The 18,831-nt window shown below is 73.0% G+C and carries 16 protein-coding genes; 8 read left to right on the top strand and 8 right to left on the bottom strand.

Features of this window, described 5'->3' with window-relative positions:
- The first annotated feature begins 168 nt into the window (after positions 1-168).
- Complete coding sequence (locus IF55_RS21290) at positions 169-513, top strand: hypothetical protein (RefSeq protein WP_030885905.1); 345 nt, start codon at positions 169-171, stop codon at positions 511-513.
- 106 nt (positions 514-619) lie between these two features.
- Here the strand turns inward: IF55_RS21290 and IF55_RS21295 are convergent, their stop codons facing one another.
- Positions 620-1,585: a C45 family peptidase gene (locus IF55_RS21295; RefSeq protein ID WP_030885902.1), complete on the bottom strand. Its 966-nt coding sequence runs from the start codon at positions 1,583-1,585 to the stop codon at positions 620-622.
- Positions 1,586-1,840: 255 nt separating this feature from the next.
- On the opposite strand from IF55_RS21295, the gene IF55_RS21300 reads away from it, so the two are divergent.
- On the top strand, positions 1,841-2,557 hold the full coding sequence (locus tag IF55_RS21300; RefSeq protein WP_030885899.1) for a glycoside hydrolase family 75 protein: 717 nt from the start codon (positions 1,841-1,843) through the stop codon (positions 2,555-2,557).
- Between the two features lie 113 nt (positions 2,558-2,670).
- Here the strand turns inward: IF55_RS21300 and IF55_RS21305 are convergent, their stop codons facing one another.
- A complete protein-coding gene (locus tag IF55_RS21305; RefSeq protein ID WP_030885896.1) occupies positions 2,671-3,678 on the bottom strand; it encodes an alpha/beta fold hydrolase in 1,008 nt (335 codons plus the stop codon).
- Between the two features lie 556 nt (positions 3,679-4,234).
- Between IF55_RS21305 and IF55_RS21310 the strand changes: the two genes are divergently transcribed.
- Positions 4,235-5,023 (top strand): hypothetical protein, encoded by a 789-nt coding sequence (locus IF55_RS21310; RefSeq protein ID WP_030885893.1) that lies wholly within the window; start codon positions 4,235-4,237, stop codon positions 5,021-5,023.
- A gap of 255 nt (positions 5,024-5,278) precedes the next feature.
- On the opposite strand, the gene IF55_RS21315 is transcribed toward IF55_RS21310, so the two are convergent.
- Positions 5,279-5,701: a GNAT family N-acetyltransferase gene (locus IF55_RS21315; protein ID WP_030885891.1), complete on the bottom strand. Its 423-nt coding sequence runs from the start codon at positions 5,699-5,701 to the stop codon at positions 5,279-5,281.
- Between the two features lie 88 nt (positions 5,702-5,789).
- Positions 5,790-7,382 carry a monooxygenase gene (locus IF55_RS21320; protein ID WP_281181008.1) on the bottom strand — a complete coding sequence of 531 codons (1,593 nt, stop codon included), beginning with the start codon at positions 7,380-7,382 and terminating at the stop codon, positions 5,790-5,792.
- A 65-nt stretch (positions 7,383-7,447) separates the two neighbouring features.
- Here IF55_RS21320 and IF55_RS21325 point away from each other — a divergent pair, with 65 nt between their 5' ends.
- Together IF55_RS21325 and IF55_RS21330 are read left to right on the top strand one after the other, a co-directional pair.
- Entirely contained in the window at positions 7,448-8,218 is a 771-nt protein-coding gene (locus tag IF55_RS21325) for a TetR/AcrR family transcriptional regulator (RefSeq protein ID WP_048832266.1), read from the top strand.
- Positions 8,219-8,258: 40 nt separating this feature from the next.
- Positions 8,259-8,828: a GNAT family N-acetyltransferase gene (locus IF55_RS21330; RefSeq protein ID WP_030885884.1), complete on the top strand. Its 570-nt coding sequence runs from the start codon at positions 8,259-8,261 to the stop codon at positions 8,826-8,828.
- A 196-nt stretch (positions 8,829-9,024) separates the two neighbouring features.
- Here the strand turns inward: IF55_RS21330 and IF55_RS21335 are convergent, their stop codons facing one another.
- Positions 9,025-9,702: a GntR family transcriptional regulator gene (locus IF55_RS21335; RefSeq protein WP_048832267.1), complete on the bottom strand. Its 678-nt coding sequence runs from the start codon at positions 9,700-9,702 to the stop codon at positions 9,025-9,027.
- A gap of 150 nt (positions 9,703-9,852) precedes the next feature.
- Here IF55_RS21335 and IF55_RS21340 point away from each other — a divergent pair, with 150 nt between their 5' ends.
- Both IF55_RS21340 and IF55_RS21345 read left to right on the top strand, forming a co-directional pair.
- Entirely contained in the window at positions 9,853-10,677 is an 825-nt protein-coding gene (locus IF55_RS21340) for a (2Fe-2S)-binding protein (RefSeq protein ID WP_030887949.1), read from the top strand.
- 198 nt (positions 10,678-10,875) lie between these two features.
- Positions 10,876-11,973 (top strand): DUF2637 domain-containing protein, encoded by a 1,098-nt coding sequence (locus tag IF55_RS21345; RefSeq protein WP_030887947.1) that lies wholly within the window; start codon positions 10,876-10,878, stop codon positions 11,971-11,973.
- Between the two features lie 36 nt (positions 11,974-12,009).
- On the opposite strand, the gene IF55_RS21350 is transcribed toward IF55_RS21345, so the two are convergent.
- A complete protein-coding gene (locus IF55_RS21350) occupies positions 12,010-12,429 on the bottom strand; it encodes an ATP-binding protein (RefSeq protein ID WP_030887945.1) in 420 nt (139 codons plus the stop codon).
- Positions 12,430-12,700: 271 nt separating this feature from the next.
- On the opposite strand from IF55_RS21350, the gene IF55_RS21355 reads away from it, so the two are divergent.
- Complete coding sequence (locus tag IF55_RS21355) at positions 12,701-15,832, top strand: alpha-mannosidase (protein ID WP_030887942.1); 3,132 nt, start codon at positions 12,701-12,703, stop codon at positions 15,830-15,832.
- Positions 15,833-15,864: 32 nt separating this feature from the next.
- Here IF55_RS21355 and IF55_RS21360 read toward each other — a convergent pair whose 3' ends face one another.
- Both IF55_RS21360 and IF55_RS40725 read right to left on the bottom strand, forming a co-directional pair.
- Positions 15,865-17,607 (bottom strand): pyruvate dehydrogenase, encoded by a 1,743-nt coding sequence (locus IF55_RS21360; RefSeq protein WP_030887940.1) that lies wholly within the window; start codon positions 17,605-17,607, stop codon positions 15,865-15,867.
- Positions 17,608-17,692: 85 nt separating this feature from the next.
- Positions 17,693-18,733 carry a protein phosphatase 2C domain-containing protein gene (locus tag IF55_RS40725; RefSeq protein ID WP_245661284.1) on the bottom strand — a complete coding sequence of 347 codons (1,041 nt, stop codon included), beginning with the start codon at positions 18,731-18,733 and terminating at the stop codon, positions 17,693-17,695.
- Between the last annotated feature and the right edge of the window lie 98 nt (positions 18,734-18,831).

Consider the following 18,831-nt stretch of genomic DNA (forward strand, 5'->3'; position numbering starts at 1 on the left):
CAGGTGGTTTGGGGGGTTGGGCGCATCGGGTGGGGGGTGGGGAGGGCCTAGCATCCGGGGCAGGCGTCGTCGGCATGCACATGGCGGCGGCGCGGTCGCAGCCGGGGCCGTTGGGGCCTGGGCGTACATCGGATGGAGGGGTTCGAGCATATGCGTAGTTTCAGCCGCGTGATCGCGTCCGTGGCCGTCGGGGTGGTGGCCGTGACCGGGCCGGTGGCCGTCGGGGCGGGGGCGGCGAGTGCCGCGCCGCGGGTCGCCGTCACGGCGGAGGCACCGGCGCCGGTGGCCGCGCCGGTGGTGACGGCCGCCGGGAAGGTTCGCTGCAATCCGGCGAAGCTCATGCACCAGGCGAAGGTGTACCAGGAGAAGTCCGACACGTATAAGGCCAAGGCGCGGCACGAGATGCTGCTGGGGCATAAGAAGAAGGCCATCGCCTACAAGAAGAAGGCGCGGGCCTACGACAAGAAGGCGACGGCCTACCGCGCCAAGGCGAAGCGGTGCAGCGACGCCTGACGGGAGCGGGGAGCGGCGCCTGACGGGGGCAGGGGGGCGACTCCTGACGGGAGCGGGGAGCGGCGCCTGACGGGAGCAGGGACCTCCCGTCAGCCGCCTGCGGCGGTCAGGGGCGGGCGGCTTCTTCCCCGAGAGCCACCGTCCGCTCCCCCGGCGTGAAGGCGTGGAAGGACTGTTCCCAGGTCGCGGCGGGCCAGTGGTGGATCACGCGGCCCTCGGCGGGCCGGTATTCGGCCGTGTAGACCGTGCCGAGCCCCACGTCGTACGCGTACTGGTACAGCGGCGGGCGCAGCATCGCGGCGGCGTCGACGCCGTGCGCGCGTACGGCCGCCCGCATAGTGGCCAGCCGCTCCTGGGTCCGCGTGAACCGCTCGTGCTCCTCGGCCACCGGGAGGTTCTGATGGTTGGCCGCGCAGGCGTCGGGCGCCTCGGTGAGCGGGATGTCGGGGCCCACGTACACCGTCACGGCGCGTTCGGCGTCGACCAGCGTGATGTTCTGCGGGATGCCGACCGGTATCCCGCGCAGCGCGGCGACCGCCTCGCCGACCGTGTCACAGGTCTCCAGGAGATAGCGCAGCACGATGAGGACGCTGAAGCCGGTCCCGTGCACGTACCGGCCGCCGAAGGTGAGGGAGACGGCGAGCCCGGCGTCGTTCATCCCGTCCAGCAGCCCCCACCCCTCCTCCAGCGTCCCGATCACGGGGCGCAGGAAGCGGGAGGAGGCGATGGTGCCTTCGCACCGCGCCGGCTCGAAGTCGTAGTTGCGCAGCAGGACGCCCGGCGCGCCGGCCTGCGTGCAGCCGGAGAAGAACGGCCGCAGCGCGGCGTGCGTCAGGTACGTCTCGCCGCCCGCGCGGTCCATCTGGCCGGCGAGCCGGTCGAGCACCGGAACCAGTTCCGGCAGGTGTGTCTCGAAGAGCCGCCGGGCCCTCGCCGCCCCCGCCGCCGTACGTCCCTCCTCGCTGAGCCAGCCCTTGGCGGCCGGCCACCGCCCCTGGACATGGGCCGCCCAGCGGCCGTCGGTGCCGTCGCCGACCTCGATCGCCCGGAAGGTCTTGTGCTGTCGCGGCATGCCTCTCCCTCTCCCCATCCCCTGCTCGTTCGCCCGCTCGCCCAGGCCGCAGCCGTCGCCGGCTCGGCCGTACGCCGCGCAACCTAGCCGAAATCGGCGGCGAATTACCAGGTCAGGGCGGGGAGGCGGGCCGCTCGCCGCACCGGCCGCCCGGCGTTCCGGAATTGTGCGTGCCGGAAGGGTTGACGCGGTCATGCCCAGGCGGGGACATTGACGCCGCACGGTAAGGAAGGTTTCCTAACAGAAGGATCCCCCATGCGTACACGCACCCTCGCCGTCGGCATCGCCGCCGCGGCCACCGCTCTCGCCGTCATCCCCGCCGCCGCCCAGGCCCACAACGCGCCGTCCGGCGGGAGCGCGAAGCCCGCCGCTCACGGGCTCCAGGAGGGCTCGGTCAGCGCGGCGGCGCTGCTGGCCAAGGTCAACGGCTGCAAACAGATATCCAAGGGCAAGTACCGTACGGACGAGGAGACTTCGGCCACCGTTCCGGTCTGCGAGAAGACCGGCGCCGTGTACTGGAAGGCCGACATGGACGTCGACTGCGACGGCCAGGTCACGTCGAAGTGCAACAAGCAGACCGACCCGTGGTTCCAGGACGACACCTACTACCACACCTCCGACGACAAGCCCCTCAACGCCGAGAAGCTGCCGTACGTCGTCGTCCCGAGCGTCAGCGGGATCTGGGACTACACCAAGTCGGGCATCAAGGGCGGCGGCGTGGTGGCCGTGATCTACAACAACCAGGTCGAGTACGCGGTCGTCGGCGACACCGGGCCCGACAAGATCATCGGCGAGGCGTCGTACGCCGCCGCCAAGGGGCTCGGCATCGACCCCGACCCGAAGACCGGCGGCGCCGAGTCCGGCGTCACCTACATCCTCTTCAAGAACTCGCAGGCCAGCCCGATCGAGAGCCACAGCGACGCCGTGCGGCGCGGCGACGAACTGGCGAAGAAGTTCGTCGCCGCCAACTGACCGCGGGGGCCCGGTATATGACGCCTTGGCCCGCCCGTACGCATCCGCGCGTACGGGCGGGCCCGCCTTACCGATAGGCCGTCAGGTGACGCACCATCAGCATCTACCGGACGTCAACTCTGCGTCTTCTCAAGCCAATCCGTCAGCATGTCGTTGACCTCCTCCGGGCGCTCCTGCTGGATCCAGTGGCCGCAGCCGTCGAGCACGCGGGACGTGACCAGGCCGGGCAGCGTGTGCGGGAACGCGGCGATCGCGTCGGCCATCCACGTGGTGGAGGAGTCGAGCCCGCCGCCGATGAAGAGCGAGGGCTGCGCGATGGGTGCGCCGTCCCAGGCCGCGAGGTCCGACCAGTCCCGGTCGACGTTGCGGTACCGGCCCAGCGCCCCGGCCATCCCGGTCCGCTCGAACTCGCCCGCGTAGACGTCGAGATCGGCCTCGGTGAGCCAGGAGGGCCGGACGCCCTGGGGGAAGCGGTCGCGGAGCCGCCCGCCCTCGGGGACGAAGAAGAGACTGCCCGCGGCGCCCTCCGACTCCTTCGGCATCGTGTCCGCCGACAGCCCTGCGTAGAACCCGGCGAGCCAGCCGCGCACGTCGGCCTCGATCTCCGCCTCGGCCCGGCCCGGCCGCTGGAAGTAGCTGACGTAGAACTCCTCGTCCCCGCCCATCATCGCGAAGGCGTCGGTCGGCCGCGGGCCGCCGCGGGGCGCGTACGGGACGCTGAGCATTCCCACGGCCGTGAAGACATCGGGCCGCAGCAGCGCAGTGTTGACGGCGATCGTCGAGCCCCAGTCGTGGCCGACAACGGTCGCGTGCTCCTCGCCGAGGGCGCGCACGACCGCGACGTTGTCGGCGACATGGGCCAGCATCCGGTACGCCTCGACCTCGGCGGGCTTCGACGAGCGGCCGTAGCCGCGCACGTCGATGGCGACCGCGCGGTAGCCCGCGGCGGCGAGGGCGGGGAGCTGGTGGCGCCACGAGTACCAGGACTCGGGGAAGCCGTGGACCAGGAGGACCAGCGGGCCGGCGCCCTGCTCCACGAGATGGATACGGCCCTCCGGGACATCCACCAGCCGGTGCCGTACGTCCAGCGCCGGCGTGGCGGGTGTGGCGGGCTGCGGCATGGTGTCCTCCGGTTGGCGCTGAACGGTCGTCGGGTCGGTGTGTGCGGGCGGACGGGTGGTTGGGCGGATGGGCGCCCGTATGTGCGTACGTCCGTCAGCCGCGTCCGCGTCACGCGGGGAGGGGCCCATACGCCCGTACGTTCATACGTCCGTATCTCCGTATGTCCGCATAGGGAGCCTCGCGGCTCGGCCCCGCGCCCTCCCCCTCGATCATGCGTGCCCGCCGCGCCGACGGCGAGGGAAATTGCCGCCGCAGCAAATTTTCCGTGATCGCCCGCGCCGCCGACCCTTCGCCCTCCTCACCCCGATGACCTGCGATCTCTTCCATACCCTTCCGGCGCGACCGGGGAGCGCGAAGCATGACGGTCCAGCAATCCCCGTCCGCCCCGCCGGGCTTCGGCCGCCCCACGGACACGACCGGCACCCGAGAGCCGTCACCCTGTTTGTGAATTGCTTCACACCAGACCCTTGGCCGGGCCCATGACTTCGTGCTGAGATGCGGACAGGTTTCCAGCTCGACGGCGCGCTTGGGGAGGGCACTGTGGCGGATACCGCCATGCGGGATTCTGGGTTGTCCGAGCCGGAAGGATCACATCCTCCCGGAGGCGATCCGCTCGAACGGGCGGTATGGAGACTGCGCTCACGCGCCTGCTGGGACGACGCCGCCGCCCTCCTCGCGCCGCGCGCCGAGACGGAGCCGGAGCCCGCGCTGCGGCGCGCCCGGGTACTGATCGAACGCTGCATGTTCACGGCGTCGGGCTGGGAGGCCGCCGCCGACGCACTGCGCTCGGCGGAGGCGCTGGCCGACGACGACGAGACGCGCGGGGCGGCGGCCTGCGAGCGCGGCAGCCTGGCGTACGCGTCCACACTGTTCGGGGTGCGGGACCGCGCCGACGAGGCCCGTTCCGCACTGGGCCGCGCGGCGGCCCTGCTGCGGCCCGGCTCGCCGACCCGCCCGCTGCTCGACTTCCGGCGCGGCCTGATCGCCCAGCACCTGTCCCGGAACCCGGCCGGCGCGTCGGCCGCCTTCCAGCGCGCCCACGCGGGCGCCACCGCCCACGGTCACCGGCTGCTGCTCTCCTCCACCTGGCGGCACGTGGCGGCCATGGCGGAAGAGGACGGCAGACTGGCCGAGGCGCGGCACGGCTTCGCCGAATCCCTGCGCATACGGGAGGAGTTGGGCTACCTGATCGGCATCGCCCCGGCCCTGGCCTCCCTGGCCGAGGTCGAGCCCGACGCCGACGAGGCGGCCCGGCTGCGGGAGGAGGCGCGCCGCCTCGTGCATCTCCTCGGCGGTGTGCCGTCGTGGCTCGCGAAGCGGCTGGAGGAGACGGCGGCGGAGTGACGGGGGCCTCGCGGCCGGCAGAGGAGTGACGCGGGCCGGGCGGGCGGCGCCGGCGCGAGACCAGTGGCCGTCCGGGCGGCCCCGGCGGCCGCCGGTACGCCCGGGTCGGCACCGGCCCGGCCCCGAGGCCGCCGGTACGCCCCGATCGGCACCGGACCGGCGGCCCAGTAGCCGCCGGTACGGGCCCGGCATCCCGACGTAAGCGGCTACGTCGGCACCTCAATGAGGCTCACGTGCCACATAATTGACTGACCATCAATTGTCATAGAGGTACACCATCCACTCATCAGGCGCCGTCAGCCCCTTGAAGCCGACCTTCGCGTAGACCCCGTGGGCGTCCGGCGTGGAGAGCAGCATGCGCCGCACCCCGTAGGTCTCCTCCTCGTCGCGGACGGCGGCGACCAGGGTCGTACCGAGGCCCTTGCCGCGCGCCGAGCTGTCGATGTAGACGTCGCAGAGCCAGGCGAAGGTGGCCCGGTCGGTGACCACGCGGGCGTAGCCGACCTGGGCGCCGGAGGCCCGGTCGTACGCCCCGAAGTTCAGCGAACCGGCTATCGCGCGGTCCTGCTTGTCCCGCGAACGGCCCAGGGCCCAATGCGCGTCGGTCGAGAGCCAGTGGTGGACGAGGGCCGCGTCGAGGCGGGCCGGGTCGCTCGAAATCTCGTAGTCGTCGCTCATCCCGAGGACCCTGCCATACGGCCCGCCCGCGCGCACCGTCGATCAGCCGCCGGCCGGTACGTCCGCGGGGGCCGATCCACGCGGACGATCAGCCTCCGATCGGTACGTCCGCGGGTCCGGCCCACGCGGCGAGCGCGGCGGCGCGTTCCGCGTGCCGGGCGGTCTCGTCGGCGGTGCGGGTGGCCCAGGCGATGTGGCCGTCGGGGCGTACGAGCACTTCGCGCACCCCGTCGAGCGCGGGGTGCCCCTCGTGCTCGGCGGCGGTGACGGCCGTGACGCGGGCGCCCCGGCCGGCGATGGCGCGCTCCGCCGCGCCGGTGTCTCCGGTGAGGCCCAGCAGCACGAACCGGCCCTCGTGGAAGAGTTCGTACGCCCGTACCGCCTCCGCGCCGGCGGCCGTCAGCCCGATGTCGGGCATGCGCTGCCCCACGAGCGGGTCGGCGTCCGGCGCGGCGGGCGGGTAGGCGATGCTCAGGGCCGAAACCTGCCCGGCGAGGCGGTGGTTGACGTCCGCCATCCCCAGCAGCTCGTCGAGGAGCCCGCGCAGCGCCGTGCCCGGGCCCCGGTACTGCGGGACCAGTATCAGCTCCATGAGCAGCGTCTGCACCGCGGTGTTCTCGGTGACGGAACGGCCGACGGGGCGGCGCTCGGCGTCGTAGCTGTCGAGGAGCCCCTGCGGCGCCCAGCCGTTCAGCTCGGCGGCGAGCTTCCAGCCCAGGTTCATGGCGTCCTGGAGGCCGGTGTTCAGGCCCTGGCCGGCCGCGGGGAAGTGGATGTGGGCGGCGTCGCCGGCCAGCAGCACGCGGCCGGCGGCGGCGTCGGGCCCCTGTGAGCGGTAGCGGTCCGCGAGCCGGGTGGCGTTGCCGAAGCGCGACAGCCAGCGCGGCTCGGCGATCCCGTAGTCCGTGCCGCAGATCCGGAGCAGGCTCGTCCGGAACTCCTCCATGGTCACCGGCTCCCGGCTCGGCACCCGCATCCGGTCTGGGTCCACGACGACGAAGCGGGTCAGCCCGCCCTCCAGCGGCGCGGCGATGATGCCTTGCCGCCGGGCGTCGGCGAGGACGGCGGGGCCGGCGTCGCAGACCGCGAAGTCGCCGAGGACGCCGGTCAGGGTCTCGTCGGTGCCGGGGAAGCCGATGCCGGCGGCCTCCCGTACGAAGCTGCGGCCGCCGTCGCAGCCGACCACGTAGCGGGCGCGTACGGCCTCGACGGTGCCGTCGGGTCCGCGCAGTTCCACGTCGACGCCGTCGGCGCGTTCGGTGAGCCCAAGGCCCTCGTAGCCGCGCTCCACCTCTACGCCGAGCTCCCGCGCCCGCTCCGCGAGCAGGGCTTCGGTACGGGCCTGGGGCAGGAACAGGGTGTAGCCGTGGCGGCTGTCCAGGGCGGAGAAGTCGAGCAGCGTTTCGAGGCCGGCGAAGTGCCAGCCGGGCCGGGTGGTGCCGCGCGTGAGGAAGCGGGGCGCGAGGCCGCGCAGGTCCATCAGCTCCACGCTGCGGGGGTGGAGGGTCAGGGCGCGGGAGTTGCGCTGCGGTTCGGTGCGGCGCTCGACGAGGCGGGGCCGAATGCCGGCCAGGGCCAGTTCGCAGGCGAGCATCAGGCCGGTGGGGCCGGCGCCCACGATGAGCACGTCGGTGTGCGCGTCCCTGGCCGTGACGAAAGCGGTGTGCGAGTTCGTGTCCAACGGAGACACCTTCCCTCATTTAGTGAACAGCGTTCACGTGAACGCTGTTCACTATACTGGGTCGCATGAGTTCTCCGTCAAGCGCCGAAGGCGCCACGAGCCCGCCCCCGAGCGCGTCCACGAGCCCGCCCGCGGGCGCGACCAGGGGCCGGCCCGCGCGGCTCGATCCGTCGCGCACGGTCGAGACAGCGCTGCGCCTGCTGGACGAGTCCGGCCTCGACGCGCTGACGATGCGGCGGCTGGCCGAGGCCGAGGGGGCGCGGGCCGGGGCGCTGTACCGCTACTTCGCCACGAAGCAGGAACTGCTGACGGCGATGGCCGAACGGATGCTGGCCGGGGTCGCGGCGGACGCCGCCGCCTCCGGCGGGGCGGGCGACTGGGGCGAGCGGCTGGCCGCGCTGGCCCGGGCCATGCGCACGGCGCTGCTCGCCCGGCGCGACGGGGCCCGCGTCTACGCCGGGACGCACTCCACGGGCCCGAACACGCTCGGCTTCGCCGAGGGCGTGACGGGGGTGCTGCGCGAGGCGGGCTTCGGCGACGAGGCGGCGGCGCGCGCCCTGATGGCGGTGAGCGCCTTCACCCTCGGCCACACCCTGGAGGAACAGGCCGCGCTCGAACCGGCAGGCGCCGACGGCTCCGAGGGCGCCGAGGGCGGCGCTCCCGCGGACCCTGAACGGCTGAGCGGCGCCGTGGCATCAGGGCCGTACCCGCACCTCTCCGCGGCCCTCCCCACCCTCGCCGAGGGCGACTTCACCGCCCACTTCGAATTCGGCCTGGGGCTGCTCGTAGCGGGCCTGCGGTCCCTGGAGCACCCCCCGTCCGGCGCGACCGCTTAATCGTTTGCCGCGGGCCGTTCCAGCCGGATAGGAAGCTCGCATGTTAAGAGGCGACAAGGTCGGGCTCAGGGCCCGATACGACGACGACATTCCGGTCCTGCGCGCCGAGTTCCTCAACGACGTGGTCATCTCCTCGCGGGCCGACGGCAGACCATGGCGGCCGGTCGCACCGGTCGCCCCGGACTCGCGGGGCCAGCGGCCGGCGGTCGGAGCCGAGGAGCCGGAGCGCGTCGACTTCTCCGTGGTGGACCTGGCGGGCGGCACCCTGCTCGGCTCCGCGACGCTGCGGAACATCGACAACCACAACCGCTCCGCGCACATCGGGCTGGGGCTGCTGCCGTCCGCCCGCGGCCAGGGCTACGGCACCGACGTGGTCGCGGTGCTGTGCCACTACGGCTTCATCGTGCGCGGCCTGCGGCGGCTGCAGATCGAGACGCTGTCGGACAACGCCGCGATGCTCCGCTCCGCCGAGCGCAACGGCTTCGTCCGCGAGGGCGTACTGCGCTCCGCGGCCTGGGTGATGGGCGAGTTCCTCGACGAGGTGATCCTCGGCCTCCTCGCCCACGACTGGAAGCCGGACCCGAACCTCCGAGCCGCGTCACCCGCGTGAAGCGCACCGTGCCGCCGTCGCGAGCCCGGTGAACGCGCCGCCTCACGGCCGCGCCCCCGTCGAGCGCCCCCTCCTCCCGCCGCGAGCCCGGCGGCGGAACGTTCCCCCCGAACCACGCGTTCCCCCTCATGCTGAGTCTGCTGACGGGGCCCGCGCTCGCCCTGCTGCCTCCGAACCCGCCCCGGCCCCGCCGAACTTACGGGCCGTCAGCCGGCGGTTCCCGTGCAGTGTTCGGTGACGAGGGTTTCGACGGTGGCGAAGTCCTGGGCGGCGAGGGCTTCGAGGAGGGCCAGGTGGTCGGCGGCGTCGGCCATGAGGTCGGCGGGGCGGGCGGACGGGGTGTGGGGGGCGGGGGGTCGCCGCGCGCGGCTGCGGTGGCGGTGGCGTCGGCGAGGGGGCGGAGGGCGGCCCAGTCGACGCCCTGGCCCGTACGGGCGAGCCGCAGCATGGCGGGGACTTCGAGCAGGGCTCGTATCTCGGCGAGTTCGGCGAGGTCGCGGGCGCTGCGGCGGGCGGAGTAGACCTCGCCGGGGACGAGTTCGCCGCCGACGAGGGCCGAGCGCAGCGCGTCGAGGATCTGGCCGCGCACGGAGTGCCGCCGCGGCATCTTCCTGGCGGCGGAGGGCGGTGCGGCCGGCGGCGCGGGGGCGGCGGCAGGACACCCGTACGCGGGCTCGACGTAGGGGCGGTCGTACGCGGGCTCCGCGTAAGGGCGGTCGTACGCGGGCTCCGCGTAGGGGCGGTCGCCGCGCGTGGTCGGTCCGGGCTGCGCCGGCACGGTCGGTGCGGGCTGCGCCGGCATCGTCGAGGTGGCCTGCGCCGGTATGCCGGTGCGCAGCCATGACGGCGCGGTCTCCGTTCGGCCCTGCTTCATCTGCTTCCTCCTGTCGTCCTTTATGAACGATAGGCGCGCCCTGTGACAGTTCAAACAGTGGAGCGATTCAACACTGGAGCAGTCAATCAACCCACGGTTCCGGTAAGGTAAGGCTTACCTGTAAATGATCGTGATTCGGTGGTGCCCCGCATGTCCACTGCCGCTGCCCTCCCCTCCTCGCCGGTCGGCGCGGCCTATACCCGGCTCTCCGAGGTATTCCCCGGACTGACCGTCACCGAGGAGCCCCCGCTGCGGGGCGACGGCTGGGTTCCGGCCGCCGAGCTCGCGGCGGGCGGCCCGGCCCTCGACGCCTTCCTCGCCTGGGACGACGCGCGGCTCCTCGCCGACTACGGGCAGCGGGCCCGCCCCGACGTCGTCGCGAGCTTCGGGCTGCACCGCTACGCCTGGCCCGCGTGCCTGCTCTTCACGGTCCCCTGGTTTCTGGACCGCCGGGTCCCCCGCATCCCCGTGGCGGGCGTCTCCTATCAGCGCGCCGCGGGCCGGATGACCGCGCGGGTCGCCTCGTTCTCCTGCCTGCCGGACGACCCGGCCGCGGCGCTGCCCGGGGCGCGGGTCGTGGCGGACGAGGAGGAGTTGCGCGCGGCCGTCCGCGCGGCGCTCGCCGAGCACCTGGAACTCGTGCTGGACGGGTTCCGGCCCCGGATGCGGCGGGGGCGGCGGGCGCTGTGGGGCATGGCGACGGACGAGGTCGTCGAGGGGCTCTGGTACCTGGGGCACCTGTTCGGCGCGGAGGCCCGGGCCAAGCGGGAGCTGGGGCTGCTGCTGCCGGGCGGCACCGGCCCGTACGTCGGGGGCGCGGCCTTCCGCGAACTGACCGGCCGCCGGGGCGAGTCGCTGGCCACCCGGGACCGGGCGAGCTGCTGCCTCTTCTACACGCTGCGCCCGGAGGACACCTGCGTCACCTGCCCACGCACCCGCGACGCGGAGCGCATTGAGCGACTCTCCGCAATATGAGCCCCGGCATTCCATCCGATCGAGTGGTGTGAATAGAACGCGAACGGCTTTCGCGTGACGCGAGTTCGAACGCGAACACCCCTATTCGTAGGCCCTTGGAGCGCACCCGCGACTTCTTCCTCCGAAATCCCTTGGCGAACAGTCGGATTCCGCCAGGATGGCGCGGGAAACGCCGTACTGCTATGCAAGGGACGCGAAATGAGACTGACCGACATATCGCTGGACTGGGCGCTTCCGAGTGCCGTGGCGCTCGTCGGGGTCGCGGTGGCGGTGGCGGTGTTCCTGCGCGGCCGACGCGCCGCCGCCGCGGAGGACGGGACCCGGCCCGGGGACACCTGGGAACGCAGCGAGGAGCGCCGGCGGCGCAAGGAGGCCGTGTACGGCAGCGCCTCGTACGTACTCCTCTTCTGCTGCGCGGCGGTCGCGGCCGCCCTCTCCTTCCACGGCCTGGTCGGCTTCGGGCGGCAGAACCTCAACCTCTCCGGAGGCTGGGAGTACTTGGTGCCGTTCGGGCTCGACGGCGCGGCCATGTTCTGCTCGGTGCTCGCGGTGCGCGAGGCGAGCCACGGCGACGCGGCGCTCGGCTCGCGGCTGCTGGTGTGGACGTTCGCGGGCGCCGCCGCGTGGTTCAACTGGGTGCACGCGCCGCGCGGCCTGGACCACGCGGGCGCGCCCCAGTTCTTCGCGGGCATGTCGCTGTCGGCCGCCGTGCTCTTCGACCGGGCGCTCAAGCAGACGCGCCGGGCCGCACTGCGCGAACAGGGCCTGGTGCCCCGCCCGTTGCCGCAGATCCGCACGGTGCGCTGGCTGCGGGCGCCGCGTGAGACGTTCCGCGCCTGGTCGCTGATGCTGCTGGAAGGCGTGCGCTCGCTCGACGAGGCCGTCGAGGAGGTGCGCGACGACCGGCGGCAGAAGGCGGCCGAACGGCTCCGGCAGCGGGAGGCCGCCAAGTTGGAGCGGGCCCGCATCAAGGCGTACAACCGGCAGCACCGGGTGTGGAGCCGCGGGCGCGGCCGTCAGGTGCCCTCGGCGCCGTCCGCCGTACCGCAGCAGCAGCAGCTCGGTTCGGAGCCCGCGATATCGGAGTCCGAGCAGTTGCCCGTACGCTCCCGCCCGACGCTTCAGGCGGTGACCGTCCCCGAGCGGGACGGCACCGCCGCTGAGCCGAAGGGGCCGCAGGAGGCGAATGAACCGAATAGACCGATCGACCTCACGGCCGAGGACGACACGCAGACGATCCCGCGGCTCGACTCCCTGGAGGAGAAACTCAAGGAGATCGAGCGGCAGTTCGGCTGAGCCGCGGCGGACCGCGGCGGACCGGGCACCATCCCATCAGGCCGGTCCGCCGTTCAGTTCGAACCACACGGCTTTTCCCACGCCGTGCGCCCGCACCCCCCAGGCGTCCGAGAGGGTGTGTACGAGTTGGAGCCCCCGCCCCGAGGTGTCGTCCGCGTGGGCCGCGGCGCGCAGCGTGGGGCGCCGCGCCATGAAGTCCCGCACCTCCACCCGGAGCCGTCCCTTCAGAAATCCGTCCGGGCCCTCGGCGATCTCGGCCGTGACCACCGCGCCGTCGTCCGTGTGCACCAGTGCGTTCGCGACGAGTTCACTCGTCAGCAGTTCCGCGATATCGGCCTGCCCCGGCACCCCCCACTCCCGCAGCATTTCCCGCAGCGACCGGCGTACGTCCGCGACCGCCGACAGATCGGCGCGCCGCAACCGCCTCTTGAGATACGGCTGGATGTCCCCCTCCACGGGTTCGGGGGCATGGTGGGGGCCGGCATCGCAATGCCGGCTCCCCGTGCCCGCCCAACCTGAAATACGCCTCTTCATTCCTCCCCGCCCCGACCGCTCCCTCGACAGCCCGGCATCGAACACGTTCACGGGAATGCATGCCCCGCGTCACCGTGCCCGACTCCTGTTGAGTCGTCAACATGGCGATATGGGGCGAGGACGGGTGCGTCATACCGGGCACGGGAATTGATGCAATGACCATGAATACGGTGACCGACGCCTAGGAGCCGTGATGCACGACGACCGACCACTGGTGGAAGGGCGCCTGGAACGGGCGCTCGGCCAGTTCATCCGGCCCGCCCAGTACGCGGAGCGGACCCCGCTGGCGCTCACCGTCTGGCACGCGCCCGGTGAGCCCGTGTCCGTACAGGAGGCGCTCAAGGGGACGTACGAGCCGTTCGAGACCGGTATGGCCTGGGGGCGGCCGTGGTCGACGAGCTGGTTCCGGCTCGCCGGCGAGGTGCCGCGCGGGTGGGCGGGGCGGCGCGTCGAGGCGGTCATCGACCCCGGCTTCTCCGGCGACGGGCCGGGCTTCCAGGCGGAGGGGCTGGTCCACGACGCCGACGGCGTGCCCATCAAGGGCATCCACCCCCGCAACCGGCATGTGGCCGTCGCCGCCCGCGCCGCCGGGGGCGAGCCGGTCCACCTCCTCCTGGAGGCCGCCGCCAACCCGGCGGTACTGCGCCACGGCTTCGCGCCGACCCGCCTGGGCGACGTGCTGACCTCGGGCGACGCCCCGCTGTACCGCTTCGCCTCGGCGGATCTGGCGGTGCTCGACGAGAACGTATGGCATCTCCTCCTCGACATCGACGTGCTCGTGGAGCTGATGAGGGAACTGCCCGCCGACCGGTCGCGGCACCACGAGATCCTGCGCGCCCTGGAGGACCTGCTGGACGCGCTGGACCTGCACGACGTCGCGGGGACCGCGGCGGCGGGCCGGGCCGCGCTGGCGGACGTCCTGGCGCGGCCCGCGCACCCGAGCGCGCACCGCGTCTCGGCGACGGGGCACGCGCACATCGACTCGGCGTGGCTGTGGCCGCTGCGCGAGACCGTGCGCAAGGCGGCCCGCACGTTCGCCAATGTCACGGAGCTGGCCGACGAATACCCCGAGCTGGTCTTCGCGTGCTCGCAGGCGCAGCAGTACGCCTGGGTGAAGGCGAATCAGCCGCACATCTGGAAGCGCATCAAGCGGGCGGTGCAGGAGGGGAATTGGGCGCCGGTCGGCTCCATGTGGGTCGAGTCCGACGCGAATATGCCGGGCGGGGAGGCGCTGGCCCGCCAACTGGTGCACGGGAAGCGCTTCTTCCTGGAGGAGCTGGGGGTGGAAACGGAAGAGGTGTGGCTGCCCGACTCCTTCGGCTATACGGCCGCATTCCCGCAGCTCGCCAGGTTGGCCGGGATTCGCTGGTTCCTCACCCAGAAACTCTCCTGGAACCAGTCGAACCGAATGCCGCACCACACCTTCTGGTGGGAGGGCATCGACGGCACCCGGGTCTTCACGCATTTCCCTTCGGTGGACACATACAACTCTCAGTTCAGCGGCGCGGAACTCGCGCACGCCGAGCGCAATTTCGCCGAGAAGGGCCGCGCGACCCGCTCGCTCGTGCCGTTCGGCTGGGGCGACGGGGGCGGCGGGCCCACCCGCGAGATGCTGGAGCGGGCGCGCCGGCTGCGGTCGCTGGAGGGGTCGCCGCGCGTCGAGATCGAGCGGCCGGCGGCCTTCTTCGCGGCGGCCGAGGAGGAGTACGGGGGCCGGGCGCCCGTCTGGTCGGGCGAGCTGTACCTGGAGTTCCACCGGGGCACGTACACCACTCAGGCGAAGACGAAGCAGGGCAACCGGCGCAGCGAACACCTGCTGCGGGAGGCGGAGTTGTGGGCTACCGCGGCCTCCCTTGACGTACCGTCATACGCCTATCCGCACGACGCGCTCGACCGGATCTGGAAGACGGTGCTGCTGCACCAGTTCCACGACATCCTGCCCGGCTCGTCCATCGCCTGGGTGCACCGCGAGGCACGCGACACGTACGCGCGGGTGGCCGAGGAGCTGACGGAGATCACGGCGGAGGCGGTACGGGCGCTGGGCGACGCACAAGATGATGCCGCCGGGCTCGCCGTGCTCAACGCCTCGCCGTACGGGCGGCGCGAGGTCGTCTCCCTCGAAGCGGACACGGCCCGCGCCCTGCCGCCCGACGCCCATACACAGCAACTGCCCGACGGGCACGTGGCGTTGATGGCCTCCGCTCCCGCGCTCGGCTCCGCGCCGCTCGGGGAAGAGGCCGCGGCGGAGGCCGTTACCGCCGTCGTCGAGGGCGGATCGTACGTGCTCGACAACGGGCTGCTGCGCGTGACCGTCGACCGCGACGGACTCCTCACGTCCGTACGGGACGTGACGGCCGGCCGCGAGGTGCTGGCGCCCGGCGCGCGCGGGAATCTGCTGCAACTGCACCCCGACCACCCCAATCAGTACGACGCCTGGGACATCGACCGGCACTACCGGCACCGGCACACCGACCTCACCGACGCGGTCTCCGTCGAGCTGACGGCGGCGGGGCCGCTGCGCGCCGAGGTCACGGTCGTACGGACCTTCGGGGCATCACGCGTCGAGCAGGCCGTGCGGCTGGACGCGGGGGCCGGGCGGCTCGACATCGTCACGGAGGCCGACTGGCACGAGTCGGAGAAGGTCCTCAAGGCCGCCTTCCCGCTCGACGTGCACGCCGAACGGAGCGCGGCCGAGATCCAGTTCGGCCATGTGCACCGGCCGACGCACACCAACACGAGCTGGGACGCGGCGCGGTTCGAGATCTGCGCGCACCGCTGGCTGCGGGTCGCCGAGGCGGGGTACGGGGTCGCGCTGCTCAACGACTCGACGTACGGGCACGACGTGACACGCGCCCCGCACGCGCACGGGCTCGGGCTCGGCACGACCGTACGGCTCACCCTGCTGCGAGCCCCGCACAGCCCGGACCCCGAGACCGACCAGGGCACGCACCGCTTCGCGTACGCGCTGCTGCCGGGGGCGACGGTGGGCGACGCGGTCGAGGAAGGACTCGCGCTCAACCTTCCGCTGCGGGCGGCGGCCGCCCCCGCGCGGCCGCCGCTGGTCGCGGTGAGCGATCCGGCGATCACCGTCGAGGCGGTGAAGGCGGCGGAGGACCGTAGCGGGGATGTGGTGGTGCGGCTCTACGAGTCGCGCGGCGGGCGGGCCGACGGGGTGCTCCGCACCGGGTTCCCCTTCACTCGCGCCGAGGTGACGGATCTGCTGGAACGGCCGCTGGAGACCGCCGAGTTGACGGGTGGCGGGGTGGCGGTGTCCCTGCGGCCGTTCCAGATCCTGACGCTGCGGCTGCGCCCGGGCCTGAGGTGACATACTGTGCCCCGGCCCGAGGTGACGTAGCGTCAGGGCCGGGGCACATTGCGGAGGTTGGAGCGGGCCATCTGGAGCATCCGGCCCACGCCGCCGTTCAGCACGATCTTGCCCGCCGAGAGGGCGAAGCCGCTGACCATCTCCGCGCTGATCTTCGGCGGGATGGAGAGGGCATTCGGGTCGGTGACGATGTCCACCAGCGCCGGGCCCTTGTGGGCGAACGCGTCGCGCAGCGCGCCCCGCACCTGCTTGGGCTTCTCGACCCGCACCCCGTACGCGCCCGCCGCCTTGGCGATCGCCGCGAAATCGGTGCTGTGGTTGGTCGTGCCGTACGACGGGAGCCCGCCGACCAGCATCTCCAACTCGACCATGCCCAGGGAGGAGTTGTTGAAGAGGACCACCTTGACCGGCAGGTCGTACTGGACGAGCGTGAGGAAGTCGCCCATCAGCATGGAGAACCCGCCGTCGCCGGACATCGACACGACCTGCCGGCCGCGGTCGATGAACTGCGCGCCGATCGCCTGCGGCAGGGCGTTGGCCATCGAGCCGTGGGTGAACGAACCGATCACCCTGCGGCGGCCGTTGGGGGTGAGATAGCGGGCGGCCCAGACGTTGTTCATCCCCGTGTCGACGGTGAAGACCGCGTCCTCGGCGGCCTCCTCGTCGAGGACCGACGCCACGTACTCCGGGTGGATCGGCACATGCTTGTCGACCTTGCGGGTGTACGCCTTGACGACGCCTTCGAGCGCGTCGGCGTGCTTCTTGAGCATCTTGTCGAGGAACTTGCGGCTGGGCTTGGCCCGCACCTTCGGCGTCAGACAGCGCAGCGTCTCGCGGACGTCGCCCCATACGGCGAGGTCGAGCTTGGAGCGGCGGCCGAGGTGTTCGGGGCGCACATCGACCTGGACGATCTTCACGTCGTCGGGGAGGAAGGCGTTGTACGGGAAGTCGGTGCCCAGCAGGATCAGCAGGTCGCACTCGTGCGTGGCCTCGTACGCGGCGCCGTAGCCGAGCAGGCCGCTCATGCCGACGTCGTACGGGTTGTCGTACTGGATCCACTCCTTGCCGCGCAGCGCGTGCCCCACCGGGGACTTCACCCGCTCCGCGAACTCCATCACCTCGTCGTGCGCGCCGGCCGTGCCGCTGCCGCAGAACAGGGTGACGCGGTCGGCGTCGTCCACCATCCGGGCGAGCGCCTCGATCTCGGCGTCGCCGGGCCGTACGGAGGGGCGCGCCGTGACGATGGCGTGCTCGATGGAACGCTCCGGGGCCTGCTCCCCCGCGATGTCGCCGGGCAGCGAGATGACGCTGACGCCGCCCTGGCCGATCGCGCGCTGGATGCCGGTCTGCAGGACCCGCGGCATCTGCTGCGGGCTGGAGATCAGTTCGCTGTAGTGACTGCACTCTTGGAAGAGCTGGTCAGGGTGGGTCTCCTGGAAGAAGCCGGTGCCGATCTCGCTGCTCGGGATGTGGGAGGCGATGGCGAGGACGGGGGCCATGGAGCGGTGCGCGTCGTACAGGCCGTTGATGAGGTGCAGGTTGCCGGGGCCGCAGGAGCCGGCGCAGGCCGTCAGCCTGCCCGTGAGCTGGGCCTCGGCGCCGGCCGCGAAGGCGGCGACCTCCTCGTGGCGGACCTGGATCCAGTCGATGGCGGCGTTACGGCGGATGGCGTCCACGATGGGGTTGAGGCTGTCGCCGACGACGCCGTAGAGCCGCTGCACCCCGGCCCTCACCAGGATGTCCACGGTCTGCTCCGCCACGGTCTGCTTCGCCATTGCGCGCTCGTCCCTTCGGGTGCTTCCGGTAGCTCCCGCTCCGGTTGTGCGGGAGCCGCCTTCCATCAACCCATGGATCGCGCCGCTATGCCTCCCAGACGACGCACGCGGTGCGGTCGGCCGCGTGCCCCCGCGCCGGAAGCCGCACGTCGGACAGGAAGACGGCGAGGCCGGGGGGCTCCGGGGCGCGCCCCGCGCCCGCGGCGGTACGGGCCCAGCGCCCGGCCAGCCGCTCGCCGAAGGCGGGTTCGCCGCGCAGCGGCTCGGCCAGGCCCGTACCGCACAGCAGGAGGGCGTCGCCGGGCCGGGCGGAGCAGACGCGGAAGCGGAAGGGTTCGGCGGGGGCGGGGGCGGCGCCCGGGCCGGGGGCCACGATGCCGAGGTCGACGGTGACGCGGTCACCGCCGGGGCCCGTGCCGGAACCCGTGCCGGGGCCCGGGTGCTCCAGGTCCCGCCAGACCCCGTCGCGGAGCCGGAAGAGGCCGCCGTCGCCGACGCCGAAGAAGACGCGCGTGCCGCACGCCGGGTCGGCGGGGAGCAGCAGACAGCGCAGGGCGGCGGAGTACTGGTCCGGATGGCGGCCCAGCTCGTGGGCGCGAGCCCGCAGCCGCCCGTACGAACGGTCGGTGAGCCGGTGCAGCCCCGACTCCAGCGCACCGCGGTGACCAGCGCGGATGTCCTCCGCAAGGCGTTCCTGGCTGCGCCCGATGGCTCCGCCGATCCACTCGCACGCGTCACGCGCGGCCCGGTGCCCGTCCGGCACCGCCCGCGCCCCGCTCGCCACGGCCACCAGCACCAGCGCCCCGTCCCCGCTCCCGAACCGCGCCAGGAGCAGCGCGTCGCGCCGCGGCTCCCCCCGACGGCGCGCCGCGTCCCCCCGCGACGACACCGCCCGAACCGTCGCGGCCCCGCACCGCGCCCCCTCCAGCACCGTATCCGGAACCAACTCGGCGAGATCGACGGGATCCGCCTCGGGCAGGCCCCCCGGCTCCGCCTCCCAGCCCACCACCCGGCCTCCGGCCCCGTCACCGTCCACCGGAGCCTGCCCCCGCGCCGGGGCTCCGCGCTCCGCTACGGATTCGGGCGCGGGCCCGTGCGCGCTCTCGGCGTCCGAGGGCCGTTCCACGCCGGTGGGAGGCTGGGACTGGGGCTGGGGCAGCCCCGGTACGTCCGAGGGCTCGGGAAGAGTCGGCGGGGCGGGGGGTGGGGGCGGCCCGGCGAGGT

This window comes from Streptomyces varsoviensis (assembly GCF_000718635.1).
GTDB lineage: Bacteria > Actinomycetota > Actinomycetes > Streptomycetales > Streptomycetaceae > Streptomyces > Streptomyces varsoviensis.

Excerpts from the sequence above, each read along its gene's own strand:
- IF55_RS21335 (WP_048832267.1), bottom strand. The coding sequence starts at position 9,702 with ATGAAGCAGGGCCGAACGGAGACCGCGCCGTCATGGCTGCGCACCGGC.
- IF55_RS21355 (WP_030887942.1), top strand. The coding sequence starts at position 12,701 with ATGCACGACGACCGACCACTGGTGGAAGGGCGCCTGGAACGGGCGCTC.
- IF55_RS21325 (WP_048832266.1), top strand. The coding sequence starts at position 7,448 with ATGAGTTCTCCGTCAAGCGCCGAAGGCGCCACGAGCCCGCCCCCGAGC.
- IF55_RS21305 (WP_030885896.1), bottom strand. The coding sequence starts at position 3,678 with ATGCCGCAGCCCGCCACACCCGCCACGCCGGCGCTGGACGTACGGCAC.
- IF55_RS21340 (WP_030887949.1), top strand. The coding sequence starts at position 9,853 with ATGTCCACTGCCGCTGCCCTCCCCTCCTCGCCGGTCGGCGCGGCCTAT.
- IF55_RS21330 (WP_030885884.1), top strand. The coding sequence starts at position 8,259 with ATGTTAAGAGGCGACAAGGTCGGGCTCAGGGCCCGATACGACGACGAC.
- IF55_RS21315 (WP_030885891.1), bottom strand. The coding sequence starts at position 5,701 with ATGAGCGACGACTACGAGATTTCGAGCGACCCGGCCCGCCTCGACGCG.
- IF55_RS21295 (WP_030885902.1), bottom strand. The coding sequence starts at position 1,585 with ATGCCGCGACAGCACAAGACCTTCCGGGCGATCGAGGTCGGCGACGGC.
- IF55_RS21300 (WP_030885899.1), top strand. The coding sequence starts at position 1,841 with ATGCGTACACGCACCCTCGCCGTCGGCATCGCCGCCGCGGCCACCGCT.
- IF55_RS21360 (WP_030887940.1), bottom strand. The coding sequence starts at position 17,607 with ATGGCGAAGCAGACCGTGGCGGAGCAGACCGTGGACATCCTGGTGAGG.
- IF55_RS21345 (WP_030887947.1), top strand. The coding sequence starts at position 10,876 with ATGAGACTGACCGACATATCGCTGGACTGGGCGCTTCCGAGTGCCGTG.
- IF55_RS21310 (WP_030885893.1), top strand. The coding sequence starts at position 4,235 with ATGCGGGATTCTGGGTTGTCCGAGCCGGAAGGATCACATCCTCCCGGA.